The following is a 15207-nucleotide window of genomic DNA, read 5'->3' as shown; positions in this document are numbered from 1 at the left end:
TTATTGAACTAAAAATAATACTTTTTTTTATGACCTACCAAGGTGTGTTAACAAAAATGGAAAGCGAATATGCTAATCCTATTCAATATTATTTGGTATTTGAATCTGACTTTTTGAATATGAACCAGTTGTTGGATAAAACTATTACCATTCAATTTATAAAATACCAATGTTTAAATTGTGGTTTAGATAAACCTATTTATAGACAAGGGTTTTGTAAAAGCTGCTTTTTTGATATTCCACAAGCGGCTGATTGGATTATGCGACCAGAATTAAGTACTGCACATTTAGATAAAGAAGATAGAGACTTGGAGTATGAGAAAAAAGTGCAATTGCAACCGCATATAGTGTATTTGGCAAATTCAAGTAATGTAAAGGTTGGAGTTACTAGAAAATCGCAAGTGCCAACACGATGGATTGATCAAGGCGCTCATGAAGCTATTGAAATCGTTGAAGTACCTAATCGTTATTTAGCAGGTATTACCGAAGTCGCTTTAAAGGACCATGTAAGTGATAAAACCAATTGGCGAACCATGTTAAAAAACGAAATAGTTGATGAAAACTTAGTAGAATGGCGTGAGCGATTAAAACAATACATTCCTGATGAAGCCAAAGATTATTTTATCGAAAGTAATACTGAAACCAATTTAGATTTTCCTGTAATTAAATACCCTGAAAAGCCAAAGAGCTTAAATCTTTTAAAAGCTAAAAGCTATACAGGAACTTTAAAGGGTATAAAAGGACAGTATCTTATTTTTGAAGACCAAACCGTTTTCAATATAAGAAGTAATGAAGGGTTATTTGTAGGTATTAGCGTTTAAGCTAGTATCTACTAATATTCTTCTTGATCTCTTAAATGCTGAATGTAAGAGGCTTTTTGAATTTCGCGTCTGCGTTTTACAGAAGGCTTTGTAAAGAATTGACCATCTCTTAGGTTTTGCATAATCTTTACATTTCTGTGTTTACGCTTGTAGCGTTTTAAAGCACGCTCTATACTTTCTCCTTCTTTTAGTACAATTTTTATCATTCTTTGTGTTTAAATGTGAACCTATAACTTAACTTTTTTATTGAGTTACGCAAGAAAATACTTGTTTCTTTCAATAAAAATTAAAAAACACCTTAAAAAACTACTGCTGTTTGGTACTGTCGGTTTTCTTTCGGTTTTTTATTAGTCCATTTAAAAGGCTCTTAACGCCTTCTTTAACAGGGTCTTTTGTAGTGGTAGTGTCTGTTTTAGTAGCTGTTGAGTCTTTTGTTGTTTCGTTAGTGGTATTTTTATCACCACCTAAAAGATTTCCAAGTAAGTCATTCACTTTATCTTTTCCAGAGTTAAGTAATTTTTGCTTTTCAATCTCAATAAGTTGTTTTGTAAGATTAGAAACACCACTTGTTAAATCGGTAGAAACTTTCGGACTCGTATAAGAACCAGTAATGTTTGCAGTAACAGGAATAGTGATTTTGTTAACGTCGTTGTCATTTATTTTTCCAATAAGTCTGTTTACATCACTTCCTAAATATTTTGCAGGTACATTAAACACTGCGTTATACGACATGGTTTTTTCAAAACTATGCGAACCAGAAACCTCAATACCTATATCTTGATAGGATAGTTTAAATGGTTTAACAGTGACATTACCATTTTCAAATTTTAACTGAGCTTTAATATCATTAAGGTTAAGTTTACTGAAGTCTACAAAATTTAGAGCGCCTTCTAGCTTACTTAACAATTCGCCTTCCTTTGGGTCTATTTTAGTGGTCAGCAATTCTGCAAAAGCATCACCTGAAATAGAACTTAATTTTGGCGAAAACTCGTTGTCAAGACTACCAGCTAAATTAATAGTAGTATTAAGTTTTCCTTGCAATGCTTTTGCAATTGGAGCTAAGCTTTGCAACAAGTGTAAATCTTTAAATGATTTTGAAATGTCAAAACTATCTGCACCTAAACTAAGATTAAAAGTTGGTATATCTGCTTTGGTAGAAACGTTTCCAGTTACTGCCAAAATACCATCAAAAATGGATGAGGTTAGGTTTTGCAGTTTTGCTTCTTGGTCTTTTATCACTAAAGCACCTTTTACATCTTTAAGGTTTAAGTTATCATAAACAACAGTTTTAGCATTAGCGTTTATGGTGCAATCTAAAAAGTCAGGTATTTTTAATGATTCAGAAGCTGGAGTAGTTTTATTGGTGTCTTCTGTTTCAGAACTAGCAACCATAAAATCACTAACTGCAAAATAGTTAGAATTTACATTAAAGTTTCCTTGTAGTTTTTTGTCGCTTAGTAAAAATCCAATAAGGTTTTTAATAGTTCCTGTAGCATTTAGGTCGCTTTCTCCAGTTTTTGCATTAAAATTGTTAAGGCTTACAGTTCCTGGGTTAAAAGTAACATCGGCTTTTGAAATATGAATTGGGTTTACAATATCTTCTGAAGAAAATATAAAATCAGAAACCGTTACCGAACCGTTGTTTTTTATGCGTTCGTACTGGTTTTTTTCAATCGCTTCCATATCAAAAGCAGTATTTAGGTTTCCTTTTAAAATACCACTTAACTCATTTTCTAACTCAATTGGGTATGCTTTAGTGATGTTGTTCAGGTTTAAGGTTCCATCAAGATTAGCATTTACCAACATGTTTTTTGTAATGTTTTTTATAGTTGCCGAAGATTTAAACACGTCTTGGTCTATTTTAAAATTCAAGGTGTTTATAGCTACAAAAGTATCATCAACATTTCCTGTTGTGTTTTTTATAGCTGTGTCAATGGTAATGTTTTCAACACGTTTTGGTAAATCAGGATACTTAAACGATGCGTTGTTAGATAAAATACTAATATCTAATGTTGGTATGGTGGTTTCTGAAACCAAACCTTTAATAACACCAGAAACTTTAAAATCTCCAGAGGTTTCTACATCATCAATGTTTTTGGAGTAGGTTTCAGGGATTACAGCTAAGAAATCCTTGAATGACGATTGCGGATTTTCAAAAGTAATATCAATTTCTTGACCTTCGTCTACCATTTGAACATACCCTTTAAACTCAAGTGGTAGCTGGTTAATGTAACCTTTGTTGTCCTTAAATGTGTACTTTTGGTTGTTGAGGTCTAAGCCAATTAAGGCATCTAACTTAATGTGGTTATTATTTAAGTATTTTGTGCTATCCATACTTAAACTCACATTAGCTTCGGTTTTAGTGTCTAATTCAGAAGTTTCAGCTGAAAATGTTCCTTTTCCGCTATGGTTAAGTTCAGTAACATAAATTTCGGTATTGGCACCTTCATCTAAATAAGTTAATGCACTACTGTTAATACTATAATCTTCAATGTCAAACGAAAAACTAGAGCTTTCAGTTGAAGAGTCAGTGTTATTTGTTGCGTCGTCTTTTTTTGCTAAATCGTAGTTTGTGTTTCCAAATTTATCGGTTTTTAGCGTCAATAAAGCTTCATCGACAGTTATAGAATTAACCACAATTGGGTCTTCATCGGCTTTTTTGAAAAGTTCTTTTACTGACATTGTAAACGAAATATTCTTTGCAGTAGCAAAGGTTTCGTCTTTAAACGGTTCAAAATTGGTAATCACCAAATCATCAACATTTACATGAGCTTGAGGAAAACTCCTTATCAAACTCAGGCTAACATCGCTAAACTCAACATGGGCATTTAAGTTTTGGTTGATAAAGTTTTTTACCATATCCTTTATTTGAGATTGAAACGCAAATGGAATGGCTAACAGGAGTAGAAATACTATAAGAATTACTATACCTAATATTTTTAATGCTTTTTTCATCAGATGATTTTTAGTGTTTGTTGTTGGTTATATGCAATGCCTCAATGTTATTATTGATAATTTGTAATCTTTAAAAACTGGACATGTCATAAGTTGGTTTGTGTAAGTATATACGTATAAAATAGCAGATTGGTTGATGCAAAGCAAATTTAACAATCTTTAAGTTAGACACGCGTAAACTTAATAAGTCAAAAGGTTAAATAAACTTTAACATTTTTAGAGCAGTTGAAGTTCTTCATTGGTTTTAAGCTTAAACCTTCTTTTAAACAAGTATACGCCAAGGTATAAAAATGGAGTGTCAAATAAAGCGACGAGTACTTTAAACAAAAAGCCAGCAACCAATAAGCCTTTGAAGTTTTCCCAAGGAATAATATCAAATGAACAAAGAAGCATTAATACTGTAAAGGTATCGACAAATTGAGAAAACCAAGTAGAAAAATTGTTTCTCAACCATAAGTGTCTGCCTTTAGTAAGGCGTTTCCAGAAATGATAAATTTGAATATCTATAAACTGAGCAAATAGATATGCCATCATACTAGCGCAGACAGCAATGGCAGAATTCCCGAATACTTTTGAGAATAATGCATCGTCAACATAAGACCAAGAAGTAGCAGGAACAGAGTTGGCAGCAAAAATTATTAATAACGAAAATACCGAAGCAAAAATACCAGTAACTACAACTTGGTTAGCTCTCTTTTTCCCATAGATTTCACTGATAAGGTCAGTAATTAAAAACGTAACAGGATAGGGTAAAATACCAACCGAAATTTCAAAAAGCTTTGTTCCAAAAACCGAAACATCTACAGGATACCAATAAAAAAACTTCTGAAAAATTAAATTAGAAACCACCAAGGAGGTTATAAACAAAGCAGCTAGGAGCAGGTAAATTCGTTGTGAAGCAAGTTTGTCTTTTAACGTCATTTTAAATTGTGAATAAATAGGTTTAGTAAATATAAACTATTAAAATTTCTTTTACTTATTTTGAAGCCTGTTATGAGCAATACCAACAAAGTTTACATCGCATTAGGGAGCAATAAAGGAGATAGATTAAAACATCTGCAAGATGCTGTAGATCTTATTTTTAAGCAAATAGGAAAGGTAAATATTATTTCGAAAGTATACAATACACCTGCTTTAGGCTTTGAAAGCGACGACTTTTTAAACACATGTTTGCTTATTGAAACGTCTCTTGAGGCTCAAGATGTGTTACAGCAATTGTTGCAAATTGAAACACAATTAGGACGTCAACGTACTGAAAATTCTGGATACGAAGCACGAACTATCGATTTGGATGTCTTGTTTTTTAATGACGAAATAATTGAAAGCAAAGACCTTGTTGTACCTCATAAAGAGTTGCATAAACGTAAGTTTGTGTTGCAGCCTTTATTTGATATTGCGCCAAAATATCAACATCCTGTTTATCAAAAAAGTATTACCGAATTACTGCAAGACTGTGACGATAAAAGCGCTATTGAAACCATTAATATTTGGTTGAAAAACCCAATAAAGCAATACAAGTTGTCAGGTTACAACTATATTGCTATTGAAGGAAATATTGGAGCAGGAAAAACCAGTTTGTCTACTCAAATTGCTCAAGATTTCAATGCTAAACTTATTTTAGAGCGTTTTGCTGATAATCCGTTTTTACCAAAGTTTTACGAAGATGCGCAACGCTATGCCTTTACTTTGGAAATGTCTTTTTTAGCAGATCGATACCAACAAATAAGTGACGATCTTTCTCAGCTAGATCTCTTTAAAGATTTTATAGTTAGCGATTATGATATTTATAAATCGTTGATTTTTTCAAAAATCACGTTGCCTGAAGACGAATTTAAACTCTACCGAAAGTTGTTTTACTTAATGTATAAGGACATTGCAAAACCTGAATTGTATGTGTATTTGTATCAAAACACAAAACGCTTACAAGAAAACATAAAAAAGAGAGGTAGAGATTATGAGCAGAATATAGATAACGACTATCTCGAAAAAATTAATGCTGGATATTTAGAGTTTTTAAAAAACCAAACTGAGCTCAACGTAAAGATTATTGATATTTCAGATAAGGATTTTGTGAGCAGTAGAGAAGATTATTTATGGGTTTTAGAGCAGATTTCTAATGGATTGTAAGGTTATAACAGCAAAAGATGTTTTGGTTATTGGTATGAAAGCTTCGGTAACATTTCAAAGTATGTCTATGGAAATGAGTAAGCTAGCTAGAACATTTATGCCTAGGAAGAATGAAGTTTTAAATAGGGTGGGAGAACATACGTTTTCGATACAGGATTATAAACAACAAGATTTTAAAGTAATAACACCTCAAGCTACTTTTGATAAATGGTTTGCAGTTGAAGTAGCTAATTTTAACAATGTACCAAATGGTATGGAAACGTTAGTTTTAAAAGGAGGTGATTACTTAGTAATTAACTACAAGGGAACATTGGCAAATTTCCCTAAAGTATGGCAGTTTGTATTAAACGATTGGTTGCCAAAACATAATTAAGAGTTGGACTACAGACCGCATTTTGAAAAATTGCCAGCAAGTTACAATCCTATGAATGTTGAAAATGAAGAAGAAGTATGGATTCCTATCAGGTTAAGGTAGTGTTTTGGATTTAGTAATGCTTAGAGCCTTTATTCGTAGTATTCTATTTCTCTGTAGAAAGTTTTAACAAGCTCTTTTTTTACATAAAGTTTTTTTACTATCCAATTATTGTGTTGGTCAAATGAGTATTTATATGAAGTTGTTTTAATAAAACTTCCATTTTTATCATACTCTTTTTCCTTTGTGATCAAATTTTTTCTATTCCACTTATACTTGTATTTGTTGTACTTGTATGAGCTATCAGACTTAGTCCAATCCATTTCTACACATTTTTCATTTTTATTGTATAAGCTTTTAACTTTGAGATTTGTTTGATAAAAATCGGAGTCTATATCTTTTTTCGAATAAAAATATAGGCTGCTTATCAGTTTATGATTTTTATTATAAGTGTAAGCTTCAAAAAATTCATTTTCTTTTTCATTTTCAATAAATCGAAAACTTTTTTTTTCTAGCTGATTATTTCGGTAATCATAATTGGTAAAATATTTTAAAGAATCTTCGACGACAAAATTATTTTCAAGTTTTATTCTTCCGTTATCGTCATATTGATAATCTGTAATTAGAGTTTTGTAAGGTTTGCCGTTAAAGTACGTGTTTCTAATATTTGATATTTTTTTTCCCTCCCTATTATATGTTGTTTGATTAATTTCTGATGTGAAAACATACTTTTTCCCATCGGAAGAAGTGTTTGTGTAAGTTTCAGTTTTAGTAATACTCTTGATTTTGATTTCAGAAGAATTGTTTTGAGAAAAACTAAAATTAATAAAAAGAGCGAGGTAAATAAAGAGAGATGTTCTTTTCATAGTAAATATTTTGTCAATTAAAAATTGAACTTAAAATCATATCAGATATTGTGTTTCGCAACTTTAATTTAGCTTCTTTAGCTTTGAAAACACATCCCAAACCACAACACCACAACTTACCGAAATGTTTAAAGAGTGTTTGGTGCCATATTGAGGAATTTCAATAACAACATCACTTTTGCTAACCACATTTTGAGCAACACCTTTTACTTCGTTGCCAAAAACCAAAGCGTAAGTAGTGTTAGCTTCAGGTTGAAAGGTGTTAAGCATAGTGGCATGTTCAGCTTGTTCAATAGCACAAACTTTTACACCTTCAGATTGCAGTTTTTCTATAAGTGAAAGCGTGTCTTTAACATGCTCCCATTGTACAGTGTCTGTACTCCCTAAAGCTGTTTTATGGATGTCTTTATGTGGTGGAGTTGCTGTAATACCACAGAGATATATTTTTTCAATTAAAAACGCGTCACTAGTTCTAAATACTGAGCCAATATTGTTTAAACTTCGTATGTTGTCTAACACAATAATGATAGGTGTTTTTTTACTGTCTTTAAATTCGTCTACACTTAGTCTGTCTAGTTCGCTATTTTTTAGTTTTCGCATCAAAAATTTATGTTTTGTTTCCGCGTAAGCAAAAAACCTTCTATTTAGTTGCACTTAGCCTTGTTAAAATCTCGCTATAATTGTAAATAACTTATAGTTACAAGGTTTTAAAAACCCTTAAAATATAAGTACATTAGCAATCCTTTAATTTTAGGTGTTTTCGATACAATTTTCAATGTTTTGAAAATCACTCAAACTGACATAAAATTAAAAGAACGTCAATTTGAGTGTTTTGAATGTAATTCAAAATGTATCGAGAATTATACGAACAAAAATAACATTTAAAAACCATTTTACCATTGGCAAAAAAAGCTAAAAAAGAAACGCCTTTGATGAAACAATACAACGCTATAAAGGCAAAATATCCTGATGCGTTGCTGTTGTTTAGAGTTGGTGATTTTTATGAAACTTTTGGAGAAGACGCTGTTAAGGCTGCAAAAATTCTAGACATTATCTTAACCAAACGAGGTGCAGGTAGTGAAAGCGAAATAGAATTAGCTGGTTTTCCGCATCACTCCATGAATACTTATTTGCCAAAACTGGTTAAGGCTGGAGAGCGTGTTGCTATTTGCGACCAGCTGGAAGACCCAAAACAAACCAAAACTATTGTAAAACGTGGTGTTACTGAGCTTGTAACTCCTGGAGTAGCTCTAAACGATGATATTTTACACTCCAAGACCAATAACTTTTTGGCTGCTGTATGTTTTGGTCGAAATAGTATTGGTGTGTCGTTTTTAGATGTGTCAACAGGTGAGTTTTTAATTTCTCAAGGCAATACAGAGTATGTAGATAAACTACTTCAAAATTTTAAACCTAGCGAAGTGTTGGTTGCTAAGCCAAAACGTCAAGAGTTTAAAACAGTTTTTGGTGATAATTTTCATACGTTTTATTTAGAAGATTGGGTCTTTCAAGACGATTATGCCAATGAAACACTGTTAAAGCATTTTGAAACCAAATCATTAAAAGGTTTTGGGGTACAAGATTTGTTTGAAGGTATTGTTGCTTCAGGAGCTGTGCTTCATTATTTAGGAGAAACTCAGCATCATAAATTACAGCATATAACATCCATTCAACGCATAACGCAAAACGAACATGTGTGGATGGATCGATTTACCATAAAAAACCTAGAACTTTATCAGTCAACCAATGCTCAGGCGGTAACTTTAGTAGATGTTATAGATAAAACCATCTCTCCAATGGGAGGACGTTTGTTAAAGCGTTGGTTAGCGTTGCCATTGGTGAATATTGATAAAATAAGGCAACGACATGAAGTAGTAAACTATTTTTTAAAAGAACTTGCTATACTTGCCAAAATACAGTCGTATGTAAAACAAATAGGCGATGTAGAGCGATTGATATCTAAAGTGGCAACCACTAAAATTTCACCTAGAGAAGTGGTGCAGCTTAAAAATGCACTTGAAGCCATTGTGCCTATAAAAGCAGTAACAATGCAAGCTGAAAATAAGGCATTGCAACATATAGGAAATCAATTGGAGGCCTGTGAAGAGCTGAGGCAACGTATAAAGTCAACGCTTAATGAAGATGCTCCTGTAAATATTTTAAAAGGAAATACGATTTCTTCAGATTTTTCTTCAGAATTAAAAGAACTTAGAGATTTATCTACGTCTGGGAAAGAATACCTAGATAACATGCTTGAGCGCGAAAGTGAACGCACAGGAATTACTTCTTTAAAAATAGCATCAAACAATGTATTTGGCTACTACATTGAGGTTAGAAATACGCATAAAGACAAAGTTCCTCAAGACTGGATACGTAAACAAACTCTAGTAAATGCAGAACGCTACATTACAGAAGAGCTTAAAGAGTATGAAGCCAAAATATTAGGTGCTGAAGAACGTATTTTAGCGATAGAGCAACAATTGTTTGCCGAATTAGTAAGTTGGATAGGATTGTTTATTCAACCGGTTCAAAAAAACGCAGCTTTAATCGCTCAATTAGATTGTTTGTCTGGTTTTGCACAGTTAGCATCAGAAAACAATTACGTTCAGCCTCAAATAGATGATACTTTTGCTTTAGATATAAAAAATGGTAGGCATCCTGTTATTGAAAAACAGTTGCCTCATGGAGAGCCTTATATTGCTAATGATGTGTTTTTAGATAGAGAAGCTCAACAAATCATTATGATTACAGGGCCAAACATGTCAGGTAAATCAGCCATATTAAGGCAAACAGCTTTAATTGTTTTACTTGCTCAAATAGGAAGTTTTGTGCCAGCTGAATCAGCAAACATAGGATTGGTTGATAAAATATTTACACGAGTAGGAGCAAGTGATAATATCTCTATGGGAGAATCTACTTTTATGGTAGAAATGAACGAGACGGCTTCTATCTTAAATAATATTTCTGAACGTAGTTTGGTATTATTAGATGAAATAGGTAGAGGAACCAGTACTTACGATGGTATTTCAATTGCATGGGCAATTAGTGAGTATTTACATGAGCATCCTAGTAAAGCAAAAACATTATTTGCAACCCACTATCACGAACTTAATGAAATGACCGAAACTTTTGAACGTATTAAGAATTTTAATGTTTCGGTAAAAGAGTTGAAAGATAATGTATTGTTTTTACGAAAACTGGTTGAAGGAGGTAGCGAACATAGTTTTGGAATACACGTTGCAAAAATGGCAGGAATGCCTCAGCAAGTTATTCACAGAGCAAATAAAATATTAAAACAACTAGAAAAATCGCATTCTAGTGAAGAGTTAACTGATAAGGTGAAATCGTTGGATAACGAAATGCAGTTAAGCTTTTTTAATTTAGATGACCCTCTTTTAGAGCAGATTAAAGAAGAAATTGTCAATACTGATATTGATACCTTAACACCTGTTGAGGCGCTTATGAAACTAAATGAGATAAAACGTATGTTGCTGAAAAAGAAGCGTGCATAAAAAAGTTTCTTTTTTTTTGCAAAAAGGCTTTGAGTTTCTGAGAAAAGTTTTAAATTTGCCCTCGCAATTATAACAAACGTTCTTTTAAATAATTGCTATATTGCGAAAGTAGCTCAGGGGTAGAGCATCACCTTGCCAAGGTGAGGGTCGCGGGTTCAAATCCCGTCTTTCGCTCTAAACCTTGAAAAAAATACCATGCTGAAGTGGTGGAATTGGTAGACACGTTGGACTTAAAATCCAATGACCATTAGGTCGTGCGGGTTCAAGTCCCGCCTTCAGTACTTCCAGGGACAAATCAGATTTTTTTGATTTGTCCCTTTTTTTATTCCTTTTCAAACCCTCATTAACACTGGCAATCTTAAGAAGGATCGGATTGATATCCTCGGTTCGAACTTTGTTGTCCTCAAATCGGAACTTTTCAGGGAAAATCGAACCTATGAGCTGTCGTTTTTGGTCTAAGTTACTAAGGGTGAATTGTTTGTTAAAGGATTCGAGTTTTTTAAGTCCGTTTTTATAGATATCCATTACTTCTTTGGATTTTTGAAAAGCCAGTTGAATATCTTTAAGCTCATTGAGTCTGGATTGGATACGATTTTTGACATTTTGATATTCAGTGGAGCTAAATTCTCCATCTAGGTATAAATCCTGTAAGCGAATCAATTTTTGTTCAAGAGACTCAACCTCTGTATAGTGTTTTGGGCTTAACCTTTCATTTTTCGTTTGCGCTTTAATACGCTGTTCGATCAGTTTTGTCAATAGTTTCTGTGCGTTTTTGTTCAGGGAAATACCACTTAAAAACGAATTGAACCACTTGTCAACATCTTCAGCTTTATAACGTGTGCCACAAGGTTTGTAACAATGGTAATAGGAATAGTATTTTGACCTTCCTTTTGAAGTGCTTGCTTTTAGTGGTTTCAAACAGTTTGGGCAGAGTACAAACCCTTTAAGGGGAAACTTGTCATTTAATTTTTTGTGCGAGACCCTATACTGCTTGGATTTGCCGTTAATGATATCCTGCACCTTATCAAACAAACGCTCAGATACTAAAGGTTCGTGGATGGCCTTGATCAGCTGTTCAGGTTCATCCTGAAAGGCTTTCAGTATGATATGTCCTTTGTAGATAGGATTTCTAACGATCCGTCCAAAAGCGGCCTTACTGGTTTTAAAACCACTTTTTTTGAGCCTGTCCAATACTTCCTGCTGGGAATATATTCCCTTGCCAAGGAGTTCAAAGGTTTGTTTTATGAATTTGGCCTCCTTATTAGGAACCAAAATAGGTTTGTTCAGTCCATCCCTTCCCATATCATAGCCCTTGGGTGGAGAGACAACATACCTACCTTCCTTAAACGCCCGCCTCATACCTGATATCACATTCAATGAACGTCTGTGGTTTTCTACCTCTGGAATGGATAGGTAGACCGCTAGCATCAGCCCCTGTTCAGGAACCGAAAGGTCCAAAGGCTGTTCTATAGCATTGACAATAACACCAAGATCGTAAAAGTCTTTAATCCTGTTGTAGGATTCTTTGGTGTTTCTGGAAAACCGATCCCACTTGGTAAATAATAGCAGGTCTACTTTTGATCTGTTTTTTTTAATAAACCCAAACAGTTTTTTAAACTCAGGTCGGTTGAAGGACTTAGCTGAATGGTCATCACGGAAAATCGCTATGACATTTATATCGTTGGAGCTACAGTAATTCAACAGTTTCTGTTCCTGGTCTCTTAGTGAAAACCCTTTGTCGGCTTGCTCATCTGTAGAGACTCTAGTGTATAGAATGGCGTTTTTCATTTGTGTTTGGAATTTTGTGTCAGGTTAAGGTATATGATATCGGAGTAGAGTTCTAAAATAGAAATGATTTCGTTGATTTCAGAATCAGAATACGGTTCTGTTTCATTATCGTTTAATAGTTGTTTTGCTTCTTCGAACAATTTTGATTTCTGGTCCATCTCTGTAAGTGATAAAACCAGGCTGTATTTTCAGGGACTGATTGTGTTCTACGTTTCGTTTCATAATTATTTCAAAGTATTAAGTGATTCTTCTTTTTTAATCAATGTAATCTTATAGTTGTCGTTTGATCGGATGTCAATAAGTAGCTTTGAACCCTTCTTTATTTTGTTTAGAAGGATATATTCAGCAAGTTTTTCCCTGCTCTTATGCTCTTCCGTTACTACAATGGTTTTAATGCTGTCTTCTTCAAAAGCAATCTCTACTACCTTCGGTTTTTTAAAGACCACAATATCCCGAATCTGCTTTTCAATTTCATTTAAATAGTTGAGGTCTTTTTTCTTTCTGTCGCTAAATTCAGTGTTGATGATTCTGGAGAGTATGGGTAAAAAAGGAATTGAAATTACGGTATGCTGCAGATAAAGACTATTTAGGTCCATTAAAAGATCATTTCCATTGTATCTAAACCCATGTTCACCAGTATCGGGAACATAAATAAAGGAGTAGGGTAGGTCCTTTCTTGTGAATGCGGATTTAATTAAATCGGTAAACGGATTGATGATGGTACGGTAGTAATATTCCATAAGCATCTCATCCTGTAAAATATGTTCCAATTGTTCAATGCTTTGCTTTGACAACTTAAGGGGATTCTTTTCAATATGTCTTTTAAAAACTTCATCTGCATATTTTTCCTCCCTTGATTTTTGCCAAATATCTTCAGCGATGTCCTGTACCCTTTTCTTGGATACATTCAATTTAAAAAGCTCTTGAATAAGACAAGCCCATACAGCTTGAGAAGCATTTAACCGCACCCATTTGCCTTTGTTTGTTTTTTTGTCTTTTTGATTGTTTGCTGCTGAAGAAGCAAAAGGAATAAGCCCTTTACTGATCCAATAGTTTATTTGTCTACTTGACACACCAATTTTACTTGGGTTAATCTCAATCTCACTATAGATTAAATTACCGATGTGTACAAGTTCCTGTTCTGTCATTTTTTATGTTTTGATATTTCAAATATACAAATTTGATACAAATGAATCTAAAAACATTTAGAAAAAACGACACAAATGAACTATATTTGATTATTATTACAAGCAATATTAATAAGTATACCTAAAGTTTACACTAGGTTTACTAGCTGTGTACAAGAGGTATACCTTAACAAAAAAACTCTTAAATTATGGAAAACATTGTAGGAGCAAGGGACAGAACCCTAAGTTTTAAGACCACGCAGGAAGATAAAATCAAGCTGCAGCAATTAGCAAACGAAAAAAATGTAACAAGATCTGAATTTGTAGCAAGCGTAGTGCATGCCTATATGCCTTATTACGATTTTATTGGAAAAGCATTTCCAAGAGAACAGGCGCTTCAAAAGGAGCTTGAAAAAGTAAACAGGGAGAACAGGAAACTGACCTTGGAACTGGAAAATGCAAATAACAGAATAGATATGGAACAACGAGCCAATCGAAAATTTGTAGGGGAACAGTTTAAATTGAACAAAACGATATTCGATTTAAGGGAAGAGCTTAAAACGGTTAACATGGAGATGTATAGATTGAATGAAACAATCAAATCAAATCAGCCTATTGAAAAGAAAAATGTTGATACAAAACTACTTATGGGATCTGTAGGCTCTATTGTACTTTCGGGATTGGCACTGATTGTTGCACCTGTACTCTTTAAAAAATGATGAAGAACAGGATACAGGAAATCAATTCTAAAGACATAAAAAGCACCTAGCTAAGATTGTAATACTTCTCTAAGTGCTTTATAGAATATTACCACTGATAGGTTACTTCTAAATCAATCAATATTTCATCGGATTGACTAACAACAGTAATTACATTAGGGAAGTTATTGTTTGATGTATAAGCAAAGAAACCATAACTAGTCATAAAGTCATCAGTATCGGAGGGATCATAATCCCAAATACTGATTAAATAGGGATCATCATAGTCTGTGATTTCAAGATTGGGGTTAAAACTGAATTCATAGAATGTTCCACTTCCAGATAATGCATTCTCATAAAAGCTAGGGCTATCAAAAATTAAGTTAAGATCAGAATTTTGTACAGTGATATAAACATCAGGCAAGGCATCTTCAGCATTGGGTATGCCAACATCCCAATTATCACCATTATCAGTGTTTGGAAATACCTTTACAATAGCTTTGTTAATGATTACTTTGCTGGGCGTTACTTGAGTAGAGCAATCGTTTCCTGAATAACCATCAGGACATTGGCATTCGCAATCCACAAAAGTACCACCATTAGTGCAGAAAATGGTTTGACAACCGTCTGAATCGGAACCGGAGGAACAACTTATACGGTTTAGGGAGAATAGTAATTATTATACCTATTTCATCAACAATTTTTTCTAGAGTATATGAGATCTAGTTCAAGTTAAAAATGCTATTGCAAATTTTGAATTTAACACATTTCCTTTTCCCAAATTAAATGTTTCGCTTAAATTTTGGTTGTTTGCTAAAGCCAATAAAGTCATATCCTTTTCAAGAATCTTGAGAAAAATTCTCGAATAGGTATTTGACTTTAACCCATATTGCATCATCAA

The 15207-nt window shown here is 33.3% G+C and carries 12 protein-coding genes, 2 tRNA genes and 1 pseudogene; 7 read left to right on the top strand and 8 right to left on the bottom strand.

What is annotated here, in order from left to right; translation table 11 throughout:
* Nucleotides 1–29 precede the first annotated feature (29 nt).
* A complete protein-coding gene (locus ABD011_RS15175) occupies nt 30–821 on the top strand; it encodes a DUF2797 domain-containing protein (RefSeq protein ID WP_129761160.1) in 792 nt (263 codons plus the stop codon).
* 11 nt (nt 822–832) lie between these two features.
* On the opposite strand, the gene rpsU is transcribed toward ABD011_RS15175, so the two are convergent.
* The 3 genes from rpsU to ABD011_RS15160 form a co-directional block, all read right to left on the bottom strand.
* The gene (gene rpsU / locus ABD011_RS15170; RefSeq protein WP_129761159.1) at nt 833–1027 is read right to left on the bottom strand and encodes a 30S ribosomal protein S21; all 195 of its coding nucleotides are present in this window, start codon (nt 1025–1027) and stop codon (nt 833–835) included.
* A 100-nt stretch (nt 1028–1127) separates the two neighbouring features.
* Nucleotides 1128–3776, bottom strand: coding sequence for an AsmA family protein (locus ABD011_RS15165; protein ID WP_343799634.1), 2649 nt, complete (start codon nt 3774–3776; stop codon nt 1128–1130).
* A gap of 216 nt (nt 3777–3992) precedes the next feature.
* A complete protein-coding gene (locus ABD011_RS15160; protein WP_134200765.1) occupies nt 3993–4697 on the bottom strand; it encodes a queuosine precursor transporter in 705 nt (234 codons plus the stop codon).
* A 72-nt stretch (nt 4698–4769) separates the two neighbouring features.
* On the opposite strand from ABD011_RS15160, the gene folK reads away from it, so the two are divergent.
* Both folK and ABD011_RS15150 read left to right on the top strand, forming a co-directional pair.
* Nucleotides 4770–5903 carry a 2-amino-4-hydroxy-6-hydroxymethyldihydropteridine diphosphokinase gene (gene folK / locus ABD011_RS15155; protein ID WP_343799631.1) on the top strand — a complete coding sequence of 378 codons (1134 nt, stop codon included), beginning with the start codon at nt 4770–4772 and terminating at the stop codon, nt 5901–5903.
* Entirely contained in the window at nt 5893–6276 is a 384-nt protein-coding gene (locus tag ABD011_RS15150) for a GyrI-like domain-containing protein (protein ID WP_343799629.1), read from the top strand. The genes folK and ABD011_RS15150 overlap by 11 nt, the downstream gene beginning before the upstream one ends.
* A gap of 131 nt (nt 6277–6407) precedes the next feature.
* Here the strand turns inward: ABD011_RS15150 and ABD011_RS15145 are convergent, their stop codons facing one another.
* Nucleotides 6408–7181: a hypothetical protein gene (locus ABD011_RS15145; RefSeq protein WP_343799627.1), complete on the bottom strand. Its 774-nt coding sequence runs from the start codon at nt 7179–7181 to the stop codon at nt 6408–6410.
* Between the two features lie 63 nt (nt 7182–7244).
* Entirely contained in the window at nt 7245–7781 is a 537-nt protein-coding gene (locus ABD011_RS15140; protein WP_343799625.1) for an RNA methyltransferase, read from the bottom strand.
* Nucleotides 7782–8080: 299 nt separating this feature from the next.
* Between ABD011_RS15140 and mutS the strand changes: the two genes are divergently transcribed.
* From mutS to ABD011_RS15125, 3 genes are all read left to right on the top strand, one after another.
* Nucleotides 8081–10693: a DNA mismatch repair protein MutS gene (mutS, locus tag ABD011_RS15135; RefSeq protein WP_343799623.1), complete on the top strand. Its 2613-nt coding sequence runs from the start codon at nt 8081–8083 to the stop codon at nt 10691–10693.
* Nucleotides 10694–10795: 102 nt separating this feature from the next.
* Nucleotides 10796–10867: transfer RNA gene (locus ABD011_RS15130), tRNA-Gly, on the top strand.
* Nucleotides 10868–10890: 23 nt separating this feature from the next.
* Nucleotides 10891–10974, top strand: a tRNA-Leu gene (locus ABD011_RS15125).
* A 733-nt stretch (nt 10975–11707) separates the two neighbouring features.
* On the opposite strand, the pseudogene ABD011_RS15780 reads toward ABD011_RS15125, so the two are convergent.
* Nucleotides 11708–12481 (bottom strand): annotated as a pseudogene (locus ABD011_RS15780) (recombinase family protein); the annotation flags it as partial.
* A 224-nt stretch (nt 12482–12705) separates the two neighbouring features.
* Nucleotides 12706–13629 (bottom strand): hypothetical protein, encoded by a 924-nt coding sequence (locus tag ABD011_RS15120; RefSeq protein WP_343799621.1) that lies wholly within the window; start codon nt 13627–13629, stop codon nt 12706–12708.
* 188 nt (nt 13630–13817) lie between these two features.
* Between ABD011_RS15120 and ABD011_RS15115 the strand changes: the two genes are divergently transcribed.
* Nucleotides 13818–14327, top strand: a complete 510-nt coding sequence (locus tag ABD011_RS15115; protein ID WP_343799619.1) for a hypothetical protein — start codon at nt 13818–13820, stop codon at nt 14325–14327.
* Between the two features lie 88 nt (nt 14328–14415).
* Here the strand turns inward: ABD011_RS15115 and ABD011_RS15110 are convergent, their stop codons facing one another.
* Entirely contained in the window at nt 14416–14892 is a 477-nt protein-coding gene (locus ABD011_RS15110) for a hypothetical protein (protein ID WP_343799617.1), read from the bottom strand.
* Nucleotides 14893–15207 lie beyond the last annotated feature (315 nt).

This window comes from Gaetbulibacter jejuensis, assembly GCF_039524015.1.
Taxonomy (GTDB): Bacteria; Bacteroidota; Bacteroidia; order Flavobacteriales; family Flavobacteriaceae; genus Gaetbulibacter_B; species Gaetbulibacter_B jejuensis.
This window is presented reverse-complemented; position numbering and strand designations above follow the sequence as displayed.

Coding starts and splice junctions, on each gene's coding strand:
- folK (WP_343799631.1), top strand. CDS start 4,770: ATGAGCAATACCAACAAAGTTTACATCGCATTAGGGAGCAATAAAGGA.
- ABD011_RS15160 (WP_134200765.1), bottom strand. CDS start 4,697: ATGACGTTAAAAGACAAACTTGCTTCACAACGAATTTACCTGCTCCTA.
- ABD011_RS15120 (WP_343799621.1), bottom strand. CDS start 13,629: ATGACAGAACAGGAACTTGTACACATCGGTAATTTAATCTATAGTGAG.
- ABD011_RS15145 (WP_343799627.1), bottom strand. CDS start 7,181: ATGAAAAGAACATCTCTCTTTATTTACCTCGCTCTTTTTATTAATTTT.
- ABD011_RS15165 (WP_343799634.1), bottom strand. CDS start 3,776: ATGAAAAAAGCATTAAAAATATTAGGTATAGTAATTCTTATAGTATTT.
- ABD011_RS15140 (WP_343799625.1), bottom strand. CDS start 7,781: ATGCGAAAACTAAAAAATAGCGAACTAGACAGACTAAGTGTAGACGAA.
- ABD011_RS15150 (WP_343799629.1), top strand. CDS start 5,893: ATGGATTGTAAGGTTATAACAGCAAAAGATGTTTTGGTTATTGGTATG.
- ABD011_RS15115 (WP_343799619.1), top strand. CDS start 13,818: ATGGAAAACATTGTAGGAGCAAGGGACAGAACCCTAAGTTTTAAGACC.
- rpsU (WP_129761159.1), bottom strand. CDS start 1,027: ATGATAAAAATTGTACTAAAAGAAGGAGAAAGTATAGAGCGTGCTTTA.
- ABD011_RS15175 (WP_129761160.1), top strand. CDS start 30: ATGACCTACCAAGGTGTGTTAACAAAAATGGAAAGCGAATATGCTAAT.